Source organism: Methanoregula sp., from assembly GCA_041645435.1.
Classification (GTDB): Archaea; Halobacteriota; Methanomicrobia; order Methanomicrobiales; family Methanospirillaceae; genus Methanoregula.
In genome coordinates this window covers 333,083-349,829 of sequence record JBAZQB010000003.1, presented here as the reverse complement: position 1 = coordinate 349,829, position 16,747 = coordinate 333,083, and the positions used below count along the sequence as shown (strand labels likewise).

General features: G+C 52.1%; 16 protein-coding genes and 1 tRNA gene. 9 read left to right on the top strand and 8 right to left on the bottom strand.

Translation table 11 applies throughout. The features are described 5' to 3' along the window. Nucleotides 1–55: 55 nt before the first annotated feature. Both tfrB and tfrA read right to left on the bottom strand, forming a co-directional pair. Nucleotides 56–1,522, bottom strand: coding sequence for a fumarate reductase (CoM/CoB) subunit TfrB (gene tfrB, locus WC593_08420; protein MFA4825168.1), 1,467 nt, complete (start codon nt 1,520–1,522; stop codon nt 56–58). Beyond that, nucleotides 1,519–3,147 carry a fumarate reductase (CoM/CoB) subunit TfrA gene (gene tfrA, locus WC593_08415; protein MFA4825167.1) on the bottom strand — a complete coding sequence of 543 codons (1,629 nt, stop codon included), beginning with the start codon at nt 3,145–3,147 and terminating at the stop codon, nt 1,519–1,521. Before tfrA ends, tfrB begins: the two co-directional genes overlap by 4 nt. Nucleotides 3,148–3,206: 59 nt before the next feature. Here tfrA and WC593_08410 point away from each other — a divergent pair, with 59 nt between their 5' ends. The 3 genes from WC593_08410 to WC593_08400 all read left to right on the top strand — a co-directional run bounded on the left by WC593_08410 (nt 3,207) and on the right by WC593_08400 (nt 6,999). Then, a complete protein-coding gene (locus WC593_08410) occupies nt 3,207–4,607 on the top strand; it encodes an aspartate kinase (protein ID MFA4825166.1) in 1,401 nt (466 codons plus the stop codon). Then, a complete protein-coding gene (gene purM, locus WC593_08405; GenBank protein MFA4825165.1) occupies nt 4,600–5,592 on the top strand; it encodes a phosphoribosylformylglycinamidine cyclo-ligase in 993 nt (330 codons plus the stop codon). The genes WC593_08410 and purM overlap by 8 nt, the downstream gene beginning before the upstream one ends. A gap of 84 nt (nt 5,593–5,676) precedes the next feature. Next, on the top strand, nt 5,677–6,999 hold the full coding sequence (locus WC593_08400) for an RDD family protein (protein ID MFA4825164.1): 1,323 nt from the start codon (nt 5,677–5,679) through the stop codon (nt 6,997–6,999). An 81-nt stretch (nt 7,000–7,080) separates the two neighbouring features. Here the strand turns inward: WC593_08400 and WC593_08395 are convergent, their stop codons facing one another. From WC593_08395 to WC593_08385, 3 genes are all read right to left on the bottom strand, one after another. After that, nucleotides 7,081–7,614 carry a ZPR1 zinc finger domain-containing protein gene (locus tag WC593_08395; protein MFA4825163.1) on the bottom strand — a complete coding sequence of 178 codons (534 nt, stop codon included), beginning with the start codon at nt 7,612–7,614 and terminating at the stop codon, nt 7,081–7,083. 2 nt (nt 7,615–7,616) lie between these two features. Further along, entirely contained in the window at nt 7,617–7,985 is a 369-nt protein-coding gene (gene sepF, locus WC593_08390) for a cell division protein SepF (GenBank protein MFA4825162.1), read from the bottom strand. A gap of 122 nt (nt 7,986–8,107) precedes the next feature. Next, complete coding sequence (locus tag WC593_08385; protein ID MFA4825161.1) at nt 8,108–8,605, bottom strand: RNA-binding protein; 498 nt, start codon at nt 8,603–8,605, stop codon at nt 8,108–8,110. Between the two features lie 199 nt (nt 8,606–8,804). On the opposite strand from WC593_08385, the gene WC593_08380 reads away from it, so the two are divergent. From WC593_08380 to purF, 3 genes are read left to right on the top strand one after another with little or no spacing between them, the layout of a single operon-like run. Next, a complete protein-coding gene (locus tag WC593_08380; GenBank protein ID MFA4825160.1) occupies nt 8,805–9,035 on the top strand; it encodes an LSM domain-containing protein in 231 nt (76 codons plus the stop codon). An 11-nt stretch (nt 9,036–9,046) separates the two neighbouring features. Beyond that, the gene (locus WC593_08375; GenBank protein MFA4825159.1) at nt 9,047–9,229 is read left to right on the top strand and encodes a 50S ribosomal protein L37e; all 183 of its coding nucleotides are present in this window, start codon (nt 9,047–9,049) and stop codon (nt 9,227–9,229) included. 9 nt (nt 9,230–9,238) lie between these two features. Continuing rightward, nucleotides 9,239–10,666: an amidophosphoribosyltransferase gene (gene purF / locus WC593_08370; protein ID MFA4825158.1), complete on the top strand. Its 1,428-nt coding sequence runs from the start codon at nt 9,239–9,241 to the stop codon at nt 10,664–10,666. A gap of 125 nt (nt 10,667–10,791) precedes the next feature. On the opposite strand, the gene WC593_08365 is transcribed toward purF, so the two are convergent. Beyond that, on the bottom strand, nt 10,792–11,457 hold the full coding sequence (locus tag WC593_08365; GenBank protein MFA4825157.1) for a cytochrome c biogenesis protein CcdA: 666 nt from the start codon (nt 11,455–11,457) through the stop codon (nt 10,792–10,794). An 824-nt stretch (nt 11,458–12,281) separates the two neighbouring features. Here WC593_08365 and WC593_08360 point away from each other — a divergent pair. Next, a complete protein-coding gene (locus WC593_08360) occupies nt 12,282–13,091 on the top strand; it encodes a tetratricopeptide repeat protein (GenBank protein MFA4825156.1) in 810 nt (269 codons plus the stop codon). Between the two features lie 35 nt (nt 13,092–13,126). Here WC593_08360 and WC593_08355 read toward each other — a convergent pair. Further along, a tRNA-Met gene (locus WC593_08355) sits at nt 13,127–13,201 on the bottom strand. A 109-nt stretch (nt 13,202–13,310) separates the two neighbouring features. Between WC593_08355 and trxA the strand changes: the two genes are divergently transcribed. Then, nucleotides 13,311–13,715 (top strand): thioredoxin, encoded by a 405-nt coding sequence (gene trxA / locus WC593_08350; protein MFA4825155.1) that lies wholly within the window; start codon nt 13,311–13,313, stop codon nt 13,713–13,715. Between the two features lie 124 nt (nt 13,716–13,839). Here trxA and WC593_08345 read toward each other — a convergent pair whose 3' ends face one another. After that, nucleotides 13,840–14,172 (bottom strand): 4a-hydroxytetrahydrobiopterin dehydratase, encoded by a 333-nt coding sequence (locus WC593_08345; protein ID MFA4825154.1) that lies wholly within the window; start codon nt 14,170–14,172, stop codon nt 13,840–13,842. Between the two features lie 389 nt (nt 14,173–14,561). Between WC593_08345 and WC593_08340 the strand changes: the two genes are divergently transcribed. After that, nucleotides 14,562–16,709 carry a DEAD/DEAH box helicase gene (locus WC593_08340; GenBank protein MFA4825153.1) on the top strand — a complete coding sequence of 716 codons (2,148 nt, stop codon included), beginning with the start codon at nt 14,562–14,564 and terminating at the stop codon, nt 16,707–16,709. Nucleotides 16,710–16,747: the final 38 nt, after the last annotated feature.

The following is a 16,747-nucleotide window of genomic DNA, read 5'->3' as shown; positions in this document are numbered from 1 at the left end:
CTGTAATACTCTTACCGATTTTATAATCGAAAAATGGAATATTGGGTTCGGTCGCTCAGTTCTCCGTTTCTTTCCCCATCTTCCGGTCCTTCTCCTTATACCCCTCGAGCAGCACCGTAGCGATATTCTTCACCGGTTTATCGGTATGACCGGCGATATGGAACTCGCAGAACGGACATGAGGTGATGACGATCTCCGCCCCGGTCTTTTTGATCTCTTCGCCCCGACGCCTGCCGAGTGTTGCTGCCTCCTCAGGGTTTCCGGAGCGTACACCTCCTCCTGAACCGCAGCATATGGATGGCATCTCTACGAGGTCCACAACCTGCCGGATCAGTTCTCTCGGCTGATCGCGGATCCCCTGTCCCCGCATCAGGTGGCAGGGATCATGGTAGGTGGCTTTGATTGGGAGACGTGCCGGAGATTCGATGCCATACTTCGTAAGCAGTTCGTTTATGTCGATAACCTTGAAGGGGGTCTTGTAATCGTTCTTTAACGTAGTACCGCAGCCGGCGCACATGGTCAGGACGGTATCGATACCCCGCGACCTGAACGCCTCGATATTCCGCCTCTGGAGCTCTTCGACATAGGCCAGCTGCCCGGTCCGGATAAGGGGCGAGCTGCAGCAGACCTGATCCCGGGGGATGATGACGCGTATCCCATTGCGCCGGAGCACTTCCATCGCATCGAGCGCTGACTGCGCCTGCCGGAGGTTGTACATGCACCCGACAAAGAATCCGACCGTTGCCTTCACCTGCCCGTACGGCTCGATGACCTCTCCAACATTCTCAAGGAATGTGTCTGAGGTCCGGGGAACACTCCTGCCGGTCTCCCTGATAAGTTCCGCGACCTCAAGGTGCCGGGGCAGCGTAAAGCCCCGCTTATTGGCCTGGGCCCGGAGTTTCTCGATTGCCTTACCCGGAATCTCGATATCTTTCGGGCAGACCTTCCAGCAGGCCTGGCAGGTAGTGCAGGTGAACAGTCCGTCCCTTACCGCATCTGAAATACGGTCGCCGCTGTCACGCGGATCGAGAGCAAGACGCATCTCCTGTCGCATTGCAGTAGGGCCGAGAAACTTTGTTACATCCACGGCAGGACAGACCGAGACACAGCAGAGGCATTCGATGCAGTCCTTTAGTGGCTTCATTGCATCGATCTCGGATTTTTTCGGAAGCACCGCGTGCTCGATGGGCTGCAGGAATGCGATCGCCTCCAGGGTGGGGAGGAGATCGACGACGAGATCCTTTTTCACCGGCAGGTTGATGGGCTCAATTGTAATGCCGTCTTTTGCCTCCTCCATGCAGGCGAGTACCGGTTCACCATTGACCCGGACGGCACAGCTCCCGCACTGGCCCGAGGCACAGGAGTAACGGAACGACAGGGAGGGATCGAGAGTATCGTGAATCGCGTGGAGTACGTGCAGGACGCGGGCACCTTCATTGACATTCACCGTGTAACTCTTCATGTGACCCGTCTCGTCCTTTGCCGGGTCGAACCTGCGGATCCGGACGGTCAGATTCTTCATGCCCCTGCCTCCTTTCGCTCGACTCCTTCGCGGGACTGCGAGATGAATGTGTGGCCGAACGGGGAGTTTGCGGCTTCATATTTCTGTTGTACATCCTTACGTACATGGGCGCCCCGGGACTCCTCCCGTATGAGTGCACTACGGCAGATGAGCGAGGCGGTCAGGCACATGTTCTGCAGGATGCAGCACTCGGCAAGGTTCTGCGCAGATGCAGCACGGAGATTTGCCGTCGAGAGCTGGGTAATGGTCCTCAGCGTATCCCGCAGTTCAGCAGCAGTCCGGAATATGCCTGCTCCCTTCCACATTGCCTGCTGGAGCAGCACCCGCACTTTCGCTGGGTTCTCGGTTCCCGAAAGGAACGCATCCAGGCGGTCCTGCTGTTGTTCGACCTGCATCAGGTCAATCGTCTTTTCCCGTTTCCCTGCGGTACCGGCAGCGTGCCCCGCCCTGCGGCCAAAGACCTGGGTCTCAGCAAGCGCATTGCCTCCAAGCCGGTTGGCGCCATGCACCCCTCCGGCAACCTCCCCGCAGGCATAGAGCCCGGTAAGCGTGGTCTGGCATTTGGGCGTTATCCGCAGGCCGCCCATGATATGATGGGCAGTAGGTGCAACTTCCATGGGCTGGACCCGTATGTCCACCCCGAATTTGAGGAACTGTTCGAGCATCACCGGGAGCCGGGATTCGATCTGCTCCCGGGGGAGATGGGTGACATCGAGATACACACCGCCGTTCTCTGTCCCTCTTCCGCTCTGGATTTCCATGGCAATCGCGCGTGCAACGACATCGCGGGTGGAGAGTTCCATGCGTTCGGGATCGTAATGCTGCATGAACCGCTCTCCCTTGCTGTTTTTGAGTACACCGCCTTCGCCGCGCACCGCTTCCGTCACGAGCCTGCCGCGGGTATCGTATGGATATACAGCCCCGGTCGGGTGGAACTGGATCATCTCCATATCGATCAATTCAGCTCCGGCCCGGTACCCGATCGCATACCCGTCCCCGGTACCGCTCGATGAGTTGGTGGAAATGTCATAAACCTTGGTACCGCCTCCCGTGGCAAGGATGGTGCTGTCGGCCGTGAGCAGGACAAACCGGCCCTTCTCATCCAGTGCTATAGCCCCGCACACCGCATCTCCATCACGGAGCAGGTCAATCACCGTATATTCCTGCATGAGGGTGACCTTGATACCGTCAAGCCGTTCGACAAGCGTGGTCATCATCTCGTGGCCGGTCCGGTCCCCTGCATAGCAGGTGCGCGGGAACCGCTGGCCTCCGAACGGGCGTTGCGCGATCTCGTCATTCTCTGTGACATCAAATACCGCACCCCATTTCACGAGATCGCCCATCCTCAACGGGGCTTCATGCGCGAGAATCCGCACGAGCTCAGGATCATTGAGATAAGCCCCGCCTTTGAGCGTATCTTCGATATGGACCCCGCACGAATCAGCCTCCCGCATGACCGCGTTGTACCCGCCTTCTGCCATCGTGGTGCACCCGCCTTTGCCCACGATGGTCTTTGATACCAGCACTGTATCGCCGTGCTGCGAAGCTTCAATGGCAGCCCGAACGCCCGCTCCGCCGCTCCCGATCACCAGCACATGGCAGTCCACCACGTCATCTGCAAGCATCTTATTATTCTGTGCGTCGTATAGTTACATAAATAGCACAGGAAAAGCGTGAGAGAGCAATGAGATTTTTAATGAAATTTGGCGGGACATCCGTTGCCGATGCCCAGTGCATCAAACGCGTAGTGGATATCCTTGAGCAGCACCACAAAGCCGGCGATGAACTGGCAGTTGTCGTATCTGCGCAGCGCGGCGTGACTGACCAGCTCATCGAGATCGCGGGAAAACTCCCGACTGCAAAGGATGATACTGCAATCGCCCCGTTAATCCAGGCACTGAGCAAGCGGCATATGACCACCCTTGAAGGTGCTGCACCCGCTCATATCGCTGAAGTGGGGGCAGCGATCGAGGATCAGCTTATCAGCCTCCAGAGTATTCTCTTTGCTATCTATAACCTGCGGGAACTCACCCCCCGTTCAAAAGACCACATCATATCCTTCGGCGAGCGACTGCTTGCGCCAATTCTCGCTGCCGCAATCCGCGAGCGCGGTATCCCCTCAATAGCAATTGATGGCTGCGAAGCGGGGATCCTCACAACTTCCCAGCATGGCGAATCCACAGCCCTACACGAGAGCGACGACCGGATAAAAACTAAGATCGGGCCGATGCTCGGTAAGCAGATCCCGGTGATCATGGGATTCATGGGCTGCTCCCGCGAAGGGATTCTCACCACGCTTGGGCGTAGCGGTTCGGACTATTCTGCCTCCATCATCGGTGCAGGTATCGATGCAGACGAGATCTGGATCTGGACTGATGTTGATGGTATCATGACCTGTGATCCCCGCGTGATCAATGATGCACGGGTGATGCATTCCCTTTCATACCTTGAAGTAATGGAGCTCTCCTATTTCGGTGCGAAAGTGATGCACCCGCGTTCGATCGAACCAGCGATGCGCAAGAATATCCTCGTGCGGGTCAAGAACACATTCAACCCTTCGCATCCCGGCACCGTTATTGTCAGAAACGGCCGGCGGGATAACCGTGTAGTCAAGGCGCTTACCTATATCGATAGAGTCGGGGCCATCAACATCAACGGCGCCCAGATGATTGGCCGTCCTGGGATAGCAAAAGCGATCTTCACCATCTTAGCGGATCATGAGGTGAACGTTATGATGATCTCGCAGGGGTCATCAGAAGCGAATATCTCATTGATTGTTGACGAATCCCATCTTGCTACAGCAGTGAATGCTCTCGCCATTCTGGTGAAGCAGGGCATTGTGCGCGAAGTCTCCCATAACCATGATGTATGTGCTGTGGCTGTTGTCGGTGCCGGTATGGCAGGTGCACCCGGAACCGGCGGCAGGATCTTTACGTCTCTCGGTGCAGCGGGTGTCAACGTTATGATGATCTCGCAGGGTTCATCAGAAGCAAACATCTCGTTTGTCGTGAGCCAGAACGATGGTCCGCGTGCGGTGCGGGTACTCCACGATGAGTTCTGCCTCTCGGAGGAATCGGATGAGTAATAATGCGTATAAGGATGCGGGAGTGGATATCGACCTTGAGGCAACCGCCATCAAGTCCTTAATCAAAAATCTCACGTACCGGAGAAAAGGCAGCTGCACCATGATGGGCGGTGTGGGACATTTTGCCGGTCTGATCGATTTCGGTGAACACGCCCTCGCCCTGACCACGGATGGTGTCGGCACGAAGATGCTTGTAGCGGACCAGATGGAGAACTGGAGCACTGTCGGAATCGATTGCGTGGCGATGAATGTCAATGATCTCTACGTCATGAACGTAGAACCCATCGCATTCGTGGACTATATCGCGACAGACAAACTCTCGATTGAGAAGATGGCCCAGATTGGTATCGGGCTCAATGAGGGCGCAAAGCTGGCTAATATCGACATTGTCGGCGGGGAAACTGCCTCGCTCCGTGGTCTGGTAAACGGACTTGATCTTGCCGGTACTTGTCTTGGGATGCAGAAGAAAGACAAAATAATATCCGGAGAAAAAATCCGGCCGGGTGATGTGATCATCGGTGTACCATCAACGGGTGTCCACAGCAACGGCCTCTCACTCGCCCGTAGTGTGGTGGAGAAGTATGCCGGTTATGATAAGAAGATGGAGAGCGGTAAGACATTCGGGGAGGAACTGCTCATTCCCACCCGTATATACCACGAGAGCCTGAATGTTGCAGCAGCCTGTACTGTGCATGGCATGTGCCATGTTACCGGCGGAGGACTGCTTAACTTCAAACGGCTCAGCGATTACGGGTTCCGGTTTGATACCCCGATCACACCCCCACAGATATTCTCATGGATACAGGAAGCAGGGGACATCACGGCGGCTGAGATGTACCGCACTTTCAACATGGGTATGGGATTTGCTTACGTAGTGCCGGATACGAGTGTTGCCTGTATCCGGAAGATGGTGAATGGTGCACAGGTCGTTGGGACAGTCGTTAAAGAGCCTGGTGCGTGGCTGGGCGATCGGGAGATTGTCTAACTCTCACAGATACGAAAACAATCCTTTTTACTTACCTGATAATTGCATACCATTTTATTCTCCTGTTCAGATTCTCCATATCAAATGTCCCGCTGCCCCCGCTGCAAATTTCCTATCCCAAAAGAAGAGCCCGACTGCCCATTCTGCAGGGAACATTTCCCCCGGCTGATGAACCAGCTGGCAAAATCGGATAAAAAGGAGGGATCTCAACACTCTCAGGATTCGCCGGTTCATAAGGTTGGCTATATCGGATTCTGGAAAAGACTGGGTGCGGCTATTCCGGATCTGTTCATTGCCGGTATCGTTGCATTTTTCGTAAATGTCGTTCTTGAACAAGGGAAATTCCCGTATCCTGTTCTTGGTACCCTGCTCATTACGGGTGCGTTCTTCCTGCTTCTCTATTCGCCAATCTGTATCAGCTCACGCTACCAGGCATCGTTGGGAAAAATACTCTTTGGGATTATTGTAGTATATGGTAATGGGCGGCGACTTTCTTTTTCACGCGCTTTGATACGGGAACTCGGCAAGTACGTCTCCCTGATCACCCTGGGCCTCGGATTTGCCGTCATTGGATTTACAAAAAAGAAACAGGGTCTTCATGATCTTCTGGCAGATACTATTGTAATTGACAGATCGGATGGGTTGGTTTATCAGCAAAGGATTGTATCCGATACTGCTGCCACAAGAAAACGACTCAGAACGGCAACAATTATCATCATTATCTCTCTTGTCTGTTCGGTTATCCCGCTCATCTATTTTGGAACAATGACCTCAAAGAATATTTCCACCCATTCAATCGCCGCCTATGGTCTGGCCTCTGCTGCCGATACTATGGCGGATTCAAAATACCCGGAATATTCACTCGAGATGTATGATACAGCAAGAGCACTCCAGCCAGATAATACGGAAATCCAGATGAAAAGACTCTATGTGCTGGGCAGTATCGGGAGGGAGGAGGAAGCGCGGGCTTATCTTGACCAGATGGTCGTCATGTACCCGAATGAAACAACCCCGATGATCTATAAAGGGGATCTCCTGGTCCAGGATGGGAAGTATCAGGATGCGGTTGCCTGCTATGAAAAAGCGCTGTCAGGCGATCCAAAAAATGCCAAAATCTGGGTGAAAAAAGGGGATGCCTACCTTCTCATGGCAATTACCGATATGACAGAGATCCGGGATATGTATAAGAATCTGACCGCCAGTTCAGGAAAACCCGGGTCTTCGGAAGGATCTGTCCAGTATGATGCATTCCAATCCAGTCAGCCCTACCGGGAAGCGGTGAAAGCGTATAACAAAGCAATAGAACTCGACCCTATGACAAGCATCGCCATCAGCGGGCGGATTCTTTCTTCCACACAAAATCTCGTAGAAACCTACGAAGGAATTTTAAAAGATATGAATCATTAGGCTTGATATTCTCTCTGATAAACAATTTACAATTTTTTCGTTTTTAGTGATTTTTTGATTCTGAAAAAACAGGCAACTGGTTCAACTGTAAGGTTCAGGTTCAACCGTGTAAGAGCTCTTCTCGGCACGGTCAGAGACGATCGCACTGTTGCCGGTGGGATCTTCGAGAATGATGGTAACCGGCAGTTCCCCGCACTTCACCCGGGCAATCTTTTCAAGAAGTATCCGGGCGTTTTCCCGTTCCTCCTCATCCCCATCAATTATTGCTGATCCTACAGCCTGCACAATGCGGTCCAGCACACCTTCTATATTGGACACGAAACCCTGGCAGGTGGGGCCGGGATCAATCCGCACCCCAAGTTCCGGTATCTCGATCGCGGCACTCATGCTTCTTACCACCCTGACTGCGAGATCCTCTGGCGTGGCAGCCCGGTACACGTATCGCACCGGTTCACTGTTCTTGAGCATCTGGGTATCGACATAGCGATAGCCGCAGGAAGGACAGATCGCAGAAATGATAAGAATATCAGAAAAAAAGGGAATATTTTCTGTGGTATACAGGTATTCTATCTCTTTATTACACGTTGGGCATGGACCCGGAACGACTGTCCGCAACGTTATGCCCCGCCGATCTTGTCACGTGAGATCTTCACGGACATCGGTGTGAGTACGACATAGCGCTGGTCCCCGAGACCAATGATATCGCCATTGACATCCTTTGCCACTTCTTTTAAGTCCTTTAATACCCGCTCGTAGGAGATCTTGTCCATCTTGAGCCGGGAGATGTCAACGATGACGATATTACCACTGTAGACCTCGTCCTTGATTCGCGGGGTATCTTTAAGGTCAGTAATTGTCGCAATTTTTACCAGCAGTGCCGGGGAACCGGCACCATGTTCTTCGTAGGAAGCCAGATCGAGTTCCATATAATCGTCGTCCGAACTTCCGGAACTCTTGCCAAGGAGCGTGTCTATGATCTTAACCATAAAAAAACTGTATGATGAAAATTATTTAATAGTATCTATTTTGCAACCGATAATCACGGGTTTGCCCGAAAAAAAAGAGAAAAACGGTCAATTCCCGCACTCTATCGTTGCCCGTTGATCAGTCAGATCTCAAGGTTCCAGATCTCATCTCCGACGTGATGGAACTTTTTTACCATTTTTCCTGCTGTACTGGCACGCATAGCGGGCGCATCGAACAGGGCAATTCCGATGGCAAGCGGCTTACCGTGCCGCTCATCCACGATCTGGACCGGGGCGTTTGCTTTTACGTCGTCAGTGACCGCGACAATGCCCGGCCGCATAATATCTGCACCATTCACCACATAGGGAATTGCACCTGCGTCGACAGTCACCCTGCGCTCCGGAAACGGGCACTGCACCGCTCCCTTGAGCGTGGGAAATGTCCATTCGCCATTATCCATCAGGAGTGGCTTTTTGTTGACCATGAACAGGGACACGTCCGCATTGGTTTCGAGCACCTCGATCATATCTGCCCGGAAGAGATCGGATGAAGCTCCAACCTGTTCCGCAAGGCGGGAAAGAAGCTCCTGTCCCTGGCTTTTCCGGATGGAGTGACGTTTCTTTACGACAATCTTTTTCATTGTTCCGCTCGTACATTCAACCCTCCCGTTAAAAATAATTTGCATGAATAACATACGGGATTTGTAATCGGGTCTGCAGTGCGTCCTTTCCCTCAGGGCAGGGTGGAAAAACGCGATCAGTGATACCGATCTACGGTATGTTTAAGTAACCTGCTCGCACATTTATATTACTCCAGAGCGATGGTAACAAGGTATTGTTATGACCAAAAGGCCGTTGGATATTTTAGATCTGGTGCTGAATCGTCAGCCCGTTATCGTGTCTCTCAAAGGCGGGAGAGAAATCCGTGGAGTACTCCAGGGATATGATGTTCATATGAATCTCGTGCTCGACAAAGCCGAAGAGACAGAGAACGGACAAGTCCAGAAAGTAGGCACGCTCATCGTCCGTGGCGACAATGTGATCTATATATCCCCATCATTGGAACAATAAGGTGAGTTAACATGACAAAAGGCACTCCATCAATGGGAAAGATGAACAAGAAGACCCATGTCACCTGCCGGCGATGTGGGAAAGTTTCATTCCATGCCCAGAAGAAAGAATGCTCTGCCTGCGGTTTTGGCAGAAGCACTAAGATTCTCAGCTACAAGTGGCACACCAAGAGACCAAAAATCCCAACGCATTAGAGTTGTACTATGTGTGGTATCGTTGGCATCGTTGATGCTGGCGGTGCAGCCATCCAGCTCTATTATGCCCTGTATGCGCTCCAGCACCGCGGGCAGGAAAGTGCCGGGATTTCCACGTTTGATGGCCTGAACCTCCAGAAATTCAAGGGGCAGGGCCTTGTCGCCGACGTTTTTACCCCTACTGTTTTATCAGACCTGAAAGGTTCGGCCGGAATCGGCCATGTCCGGTACCCGACGACGGGTGCAAATCTTCCTGAAAATATCCAGCCACTCAACTTCCAGTTCAAGGATCATTTCATTTCAATCGCCCACAACGGGAACCTTGTCAATACTACAGAACTCCGGGCAGAGTTCGAGCAGACGGGCCAGCTCTTTATCACAACTACCGATACCGAGATCATTGCAAAGATCTTGATCAATGAGATAAGTAACACGGGATGTGTGGAGGATGCAGTCAATCTCTGCATGCACAAACTCCGGGGTTCATACTCGATTGTGGTGATGATCGATGGGATTATCTATGCTTTCAGGGATCCCCTGGGCATCAAGCCTTTTTGTATAGGTAAGACCGAGAACGGTTACATGGTTGCTTCCGAGAGCGTGGCAATCGATGCCCTGAGTGCAAAGTTTATCCGGGATGTGAAACCCGGCGAACTGATCCGGATTGATACAGATGGTGTAAAATGCACCCAGATTGCTATCGCCGGCAAAAGGGCGCACTGTATTTTTGAATACATTTATTTTGCCCGGGCAGATTCGATCATTGATGGTGTACTTGTGTATACCGTGAGGCGGCAGATCGGGCAGAAGCTCTTTGAAGAAGACCCGGTAAAAGCTGATTCTGTCTGTTCAGTTCCTGACTCAGGGACTGCTTATGCAATCGGGTATGCAGAAGCGTCAAAGATCCCATTCGTGGAGTCCTTGATGAAGAACCGGTACATGGGACGCACGTTCATCATGCCCTCCCAGAAGGAGCGGGAGAAAGCAGTCAGGATCAAGCTCAATCCGATACCGGCGCATTTACTGAACAAGTCTATTGTCCTGATTGACGACAGTATCGTGCGGGGTACTACCTCGAAACGGATTATTGAGATGATGCGCGAATCCGGAGCGCGGGAGATCCACATGCGCATCGGATCCCCCGCTATCAAGGCACCTTGCTATCTCGGTGTAGACATGCCTACCCGGGAAGAGCTGATAGCGAGCAACCGGATTGAAGAAGAGGTCCGGCACAGCATCACCGCAACGTCCCTTCACCATGTCTCGCTGGATGCGCTGGTAGAGGCGATCGGCATTGGCCAGGGAGATCTCTGCACCGGTTGTCTTACGGGGTGTTACCCGGTCCAGATTGATGGCGAACATGTCAAGGCCCGGCAGGTCGATTTCGTGGATGGAACCTACCAGTCCAAGCTCGGCACGTTTGAAACCGAGATCTGAAACACTCCTCTCAAAACGTAAAAGAAGAACCGTATTGATCCGGTTCTCACCTGTTTTTCCCGGCAATCTCATGAGAAAATAAGGTTTTTGGTTTCTGGGCACCCCGTCTTTTCAGGACTTGGTGGTTACTGGAATGCAAGGTACAGGAAATATATCCCGATGAGGAGGATCAGCACACCAATGATCCTGTCAAATGCATCCCCGCTCACCCGTGCGGTATCCTTGATCTTTTTTCCGAGCGCCCCGCCCAGCGAGCTGATAACAATGAGGGGAATGGAAAGCCCCACTGCATAGATCAGGATGGTGAAAAACCCCTGCACTGCTGTCTGGTAGAGTGCGATATAGGTCAGAACGACGAGCAGCATCGGGGCTCCCCGTCCGACCGTTATTGCCCCGAACGAAAGCCCCAGCAGGAATGCACCGGTGACCGTGTAGGATGTGGGTACTTTGAAGAAGTTGAAGATGCTTCGGATGGGTGGCTTGTACACATGAAGGAGCTGGAGCCCCATCAGGATGAGCAGCACCCCCCCGATCGCCCATGCAATAGTGCTGTTCAGGAACAGGAGGTATTTGCCGATATAGCCCGCGATTACTCCCAGGGGCAGGAGTATGAGGATCGTGCCGAGACAGAACGAGATCGTCAGTTTGAGGATATTGAGGGGAGATAACCGGGTGTTCCCGCTCGTCAGGTACCCTATCAGTCCCAGGCATAACACGCTGTTGCAGGGACAGATGCCGGCAATCAGGCCGAATAGGAAAATGCCTGCGATGGAGGGATCAAGGGTAGCCATTTCTGAAGAAATTGGGGTGATGATGGATAAGAGTTGTGGATTGCTTTAGTTACCTGCACCACTTCCTGCACTACTTTGCTCATCAAATTGGTTTTCAACCAGCCCCTGCCCAAAAAATTTCAATCGCACTTTGATTTTATTTTTTTAACCAGACTTTGATTGAAAAAAAATAATCAGACTCTGCTCAAAAAATTTCAATCACACTTTGATTTTATTTTTTCAACCACACCTTGCTTAAAAAAAATAAATCAGACCCTGCTCAAAAATTTTCAATCAACCCCCCAGCCCCTGCCTGGAATCCATTAGCAGATCAACCAGACTCTGCTTGAAAATAAAAAAACGCGATCCGTTTCTGATTCTTAAAACCGAAAGGGAGAAAAACCGGTCCGCCCTTCCGACGTGAACCCGCTCCGGCATCTCACCCAGACAGAACTTCAGGCTGCTCAGCCGGATCAACCAGACTTTGCTCAAAAAAATTCAATCGCGTACGCGATCGCGATTGAAAATCATTTCCGGATCAACCAGACTTTGCTTGAAAAAAATAAACCGGACCTTGATTAAAAAAATGTAACCACACCTTGGTTTTTATTTTTCAAGTGAACGTTAGGGGAAAATGACCGGCCGTCCGGAAATTTCCTGAAAAAAAACATGATCCGCAGGAAAATAATTGTGCACCAGTTCCGGGTGCGAAGTGGTGCGATCCGGAGTCCGTTACAGGGAACTTCTGAGAAAAAAGATCAGGAATGCATCCGTCCTGCATCACGAAACTAAAAAACAAAGGGCACAAATACCGACAGGCAACAACTATTTTCACGGAACTTCTGATGAAAAAAACACTCTGTCTTCTCTGTCTCCTGCTCTGTCTTATCATTCCGGCGGAAGCGGGAAACAGCCTCACTGCAACATTATCCACGGGAACAGGCACTCCTGAAGTGCCACCGCAGGATGCTGCTGCATATATCAGCGATGCAAAAGTGGCAGTAGCCGAGCGGAACTGGACCAGCGCGCTCCTCCTCACTACGAGAGGTGTCACGTGGTATCCGGACAATGCAGACCTCCTTTGTCTCCAGGGTTACGCCTACCGGAAGATGGGGCAATATGCAAAATCAGTTGAGGTCGTGTCAAAAGGTATCCAGCTGGATCCAAAACCGGTCCGGTATGCCAACCGCGGGTACGGGTATCTTGCGCTCGGCAACTACTCAGCTGCTCTTGTCGATGCGGAAACCGGAATCTCGCTCAACGCCAACTACCCAACAACCTATGGTGTAAAAGCACTGGCACTTCAAGGTATGGGCAGGAATCCCGAAGGACTCACTGCAATCGACCGGGCACTCCTCCTCGATCCCGAAAATGCCCATTACTGGCACGTGAAAGGCGCGCTCCTCACCGCTTCCGGGAACTGCACGGGTGCGCGGGAAGACCTTGAAAAATCTCTCGGGTTCGACCCCGATTACACCCTCCCATACCCGGCCTTTTCCAGTGCACGTGAGAGTCTTGCATCTATGAGCACCACCTGCATGCCCGCTACCGCAACGCAGGCAACGAAACTCCCCTCTCCCACAAAATCCTCACTGGGTGCGATTGCGGTTCTCGGTATCGTCGGCGCGCTGTTCGTCGTTGGGATGAGAAAATAACTTCCCCTTTTAAAAGAAATTTCAGAAAAGATCAGTAGCGAGGGATGGATTTGAACCATCGGTCTACGGGTTATGAGCCCGTCGGGATATCCTGACTACCCTACCTCGCTTCCTATAATCAGGATTATAATATAGTCAGGATGCGCTGATATACTTAACCTTCGGCTATCCCTTGATGGCATCGATCAGCTTTAATTTCTCATTTTCCCACACATCCTTATGGATGACGAGATCATAAAGATACGGGAGAAGCGCATACAGGAGCTGACCGAAAAAATGAAACATCCAGCAAAAGTGCCCGTGGTTACCGATGTCGAAGAGACCCATTTTGTGGAATTCATCCGCACCAACCAGTATGCCGTGATCGACTTCTGGGCGGAATGGTGCGGACCATGCAGGAGAATCGCGCCAATCATGGAAGAACTCTCCATGGAATTTTCCGACAAAGTCGCGTTCGGCAAGGTCAATACCGATAACAACCAGAAGCTTGCACGCGAGTTTAACATCGATGCCATCCCGGCCATCATGCTGTTTGCCAATGGACAGCTGGTTGACCGGATCATCGGGGCATACCCCAAAGAAGCGATTCGGGAAAAGATCGTCAGCAAATTCAGAATCAGATAATCCTTTTTTTAAACCCATGCAAAGGGACAAAGATGTGTCCCGTAGCAACATTGAAGAATATTTACGCGATGTATTCCGGGCACTGCCAATGGGAATGATAACTTACTTTTGCTGTAAAAATGGTTTACTGCGTTTTATCCTTCGCGTTAATCTTTGCTGCCATAATGAAATCGTTTAAGGTCAGCCCCCCGGCAGGGTAAGTATAGAACCGGACCTCAAAATACCGCGACTCTTTCATGGTGATATCGGGGAAATGACCTTCCTGGACTGCAAGATCCATGACCTCGGTAAAAAACGTTATGCATGCACCAGCGCTCGCCAGCTCGAACGTCCGCGTCAGGTGGCCACTGTCAAGTGACCAGCCGGGTACCTGTGACAGGAGCTCCATAGTCTCCTTTCTCGTTAACGGGGGTGATCCCGCCCGGTAGGTGGTGCATTTGTTCTGCGCGAGTTCCATGATTATCAGTCGTCGCGCTGGACAAAAAAAGTTTCTCCTGATCCGAGGGAAAAAAATTCCCCTGATTGGGAAATTATCCAATCGCAGCTACCGCCACCTGCTGCTTGCCGGTATTCCTTTTTCTTGTTGTGTGTGAAATCCGTTAGCGCAATTATCGCTGTTTAGGGGCCGCTACAGTGGCTGGAGCGGAGGTATTGCCGTAGCCCCTACGAGCGTCAAAATAATTCTTCCGAGTTATATTATCGCAAGATTTTAATTAGAAATTAGGGGCCAAATTAACACTTTACCCTTTATGCATTATTACCTGACATTTTGTACGATTCTGATCACTCGTAGATCTACATGGCCGGAAAGACCATATTGCACAAGGCAAAACGCTGTACCGAACTATGTCCTTGGTATTTGCCACCCTCCACGAATCCCTCCAGCAGGTGCTCGCCCAGCGTCTGGACTGGACAGAGCTCCGCGAGGTACAGGAGCGTGCGTATACCGCCGTTTCAGCAGGAAAAGATGCACTGATCATCGCACCAACGGCAGGGGGCAAGTCGGAAGCAGCGCTTATACCGGTGATGGATGACATCTTAAAGCACGGCAGGATGGGAGTAGTGTGCCTCTACATTTCACCCCTTAAAGCGCTGATCAATGACCAGGAGGACCGTTTCAGGGAATTCTGCATTCCCACATCGCTCTCTGTGATGAAGTGGCATGGGGATGTTTCAAAAGGGGATCGCGGCTGGAAGGATGGGGAACCTCCCCATTTCCTGATGATCACACCTGAATCCCTTGAGGTGCTCTTACAGGAAAAAACCCTGTCTGCCGATCTCCAGCGCGTGAGGACCGTCATTATCGATGAACTCCATGCATTTGTGGAATCAGAGCGCGGTGTGCAGCTCAAGGTGCTGCTCAACGAGCTTGACCGGATCACAAAACATCACGTCCAGCGCATAGGTCTCTCGGCAACTACCGGTAATCCTGAGGAGGTGCTGTGCTGGATGTCCGATAACCGGCAGGAGAGCGAACTGGTTGCCATCCCAGCCCCACCGAAAGAAAAGCAATTCCAGTTCATTGTGGAGGATGATGAGGACAAACGGATCGATGCACTTGTCAGGCTTGTAAAGGGAAAAAAAGCACTGGTGTTTGTCAACAGCCGGAGTGTTGCAGAAAAACTGATGCGATCGGCTTCGGGGAGGATCCGGAACCTCCACATCCACCATTCATCTCTGTCGCTGGCTACGCGGAAGGCATCCGAAGAAGCCTTCTCCTCACAGGATGGTGCCTGTATCATCTGCACGAGCACGCTGGAGCTTGGTATTGATATCGGGGATCTTGATGTGGTGGTGCAGGTCGGTCCCCCGAACTCGGTCTCATCGTTCCTCCAGCGGCTGGGGCGGAGCGGCAGAAGGGGAAAAGCAGCCTATGTGGCGTGGTTGCTTAAAGATCCCTGCGAACTCCTCTGCAGCATTGCGATCATTGAATGCGCGATGAATAAGGAAGTTGAACCCTTAACCCCGTTAATAAAACCGTATAACGTCCTGATCCAGCAGCTCTTTCTGTACCTGTCCCGGCATGCCCGTGCCAGCCGGCGGCAGTTGCGGGGATCAGTCCTCTCGCACCCTGTTTTTGCCGCCATTGCTCCGATAATGCTCGATGATATTATCACGCATCTCATTGCGGAAGGATACCTGACCCCCGATGGTGAGATGGTGATGCTGGGGAGTACTGCGGAACGGGAGTTCGGCAGGTCGAACTGGAAGGATCTGTATTCGGTAATCTGCGGTGGAGGTGAGTATAGGGCTGTTACTCCTGATGGAGAAGTCGTGGGCAAGCTTGATGCCCGGTTCGTCAACAGCCAGCACGATGGGGAAATTTCGCTCGGTGGGCAGAGTTGGTCCATGGTCAAGTGTGATGAGGGGCACAACCTTGTCGTTGTGGTGCCTTCCAGTTCCGCAGCATCAGGTATATTCTGGACGGGTAGTGACGCCGGGTACTCCCCGCTGGTCTGCCGGCAGGTTCAGGCAATATGTGCCCGGGGCGGGTCCGTGCTTCCCCTCATGGATGGGGATCAAGAGATTCTCGGCATAGCTCTCACCCGCATTCCTGATGGCGTCGGAAAAACCGGGCTTTATATACGGGAGCGTAAGGGTGAGAGGGGTGTTGTGGTAACCATTTATTCCTTAAACGGCAGCCGGTTCAACCGTGTATTGACTCATCTGCTCCAGCACCGGCTCGGGGGCAAAGTACAGGTCCGGTACAATGATTTTGTGATCAGAATCCACCGTGCAGGAAAAGAAGGGGCCGCCGACCGGGTGGCGGTTGCGTTGCGGGAGATCCAGGGAATGGAACACGGAGTGCTAAGTTCCCTGCTTCCCCTGCCTCCTGTGGAAGGTTGGAAATTTGCCCGGGCTCTCCCGGAAATACCTTTTCGTGAGATGGCCCTCTCCGATTACTATCATGTGGAAGAATTCAGGGATTTTTTTCGGGAGATAACAATATCGGTCCTGCCAGTCTCTCTGTCAGCGCCCCGGCAGGAAACCTGAATATGCCGAAGTATCTATCCCGTTTTTAATCCCTTCTG

Excerpts from the sequence above, each read along its gene's own strand:
- tfrB (MFA4825168.1), bottom strand. The coding sequence starts at position 1,522 with ATGAAGAATCTGACCGTCCGGATCCGCAGGTTCGACCCGGCAAAGGAC.
- tfrA (MFA4825167.1), bottom strand. The coding sequence starts at position 3,147 with ATGCTTGCAGATGACGTGGTGGACTGCCATGTGCTGGTGATCGGGAGC.
- WC593_08410 (MFA4825166.1), top strand. The coding sequence starts at position 3,207 with ATGAGATTTTTAATGAAATTTGGCGGGACATCCGTTGCCGATGCCCAG.
- purM (MFA4825165.1), top strand. The coding sequence starts at position 4,600 with ATGAGTAATAATGCGTATAAGGATGCGGGAGTGGATATCGACCTTGAG.
- WC593_08400 (MFA4825164.1), top strand. The coding sequence starts at position 5,677 with ATGTCCCGCTGCCCCCGCTGCAAATTTCCTATCCCAAAAGAAGAGCCC.
- sepF (MFA4825162.1), bottom strand. The coding sequence starts at position 7,985 with ATGGTTAAGATCATAGACACGCTCCTTGGCAAGAGTTCCGGAAGTTCG.
- WC593_08385 (MFA4825161.1), bottom strand. The coding sequence starts at position 8,605 with ATGAAAAAGATTGTCGTAAAGAAACGTCACTCCATCCGGAAAAGCCAG.
- WC593_08380 (MFA4825160.1), top strand. The coding sequence starts at position 8,805 with ATGACCAAAAGGCCGTTGGATATTTTAGATCTGGTGCTGAATCGTCAG.
- WC593_08375 (MFA4825159.1), top strand. The coding sequence starts at position 9,047 with ATGACAAAAGGCACTCCATCAATGGGAAAGATGAACAAGAAGACCCAT.
- purF (MFA4825158.1), top strand. The coding sequence starts at position 9,239 with ATGTGTGGTATCGTTGGCATCGTTGATGCTGGCGGTGCAGCCATCCAG.
- WC593_08365 (MFA4825157.1), bottom strand. The coding sequence starts at position 11,457 with ATGGCTACCCTTGATCCCTCCATCGCAGGCATTTTCCTATTCGGCCTG.
- WC593_08360 (MFA4825156.1), top strand. The coding sequence starts at position 12,282 with ATGAAAAAAACACTCTGTCTTCTCTGTCTCCTGCTCTGTCTTATCATT.
- trxA (MFA4825155.1), top strand. The coding sequence starts at position 13,311 with ATGGATGACGAGATCATAAAGATACGGGAGAAGCGCATACAGGAGCTG.
- WC593_08345 (MFA4825154.1), bottom strand. The coding sequence starts at position 14,172 with ATGGAACTCGCGCAGAACAAATGCACCACCTACCGGGCGGGATCACCC.
- WC593_08340 (MFA4825153.1), top strand. The coding sequence starts at position 14,562 with ATGTCCTTGGTATTTGCCACCCTCCACGAATCCCTCCAGCAGGTGCTC.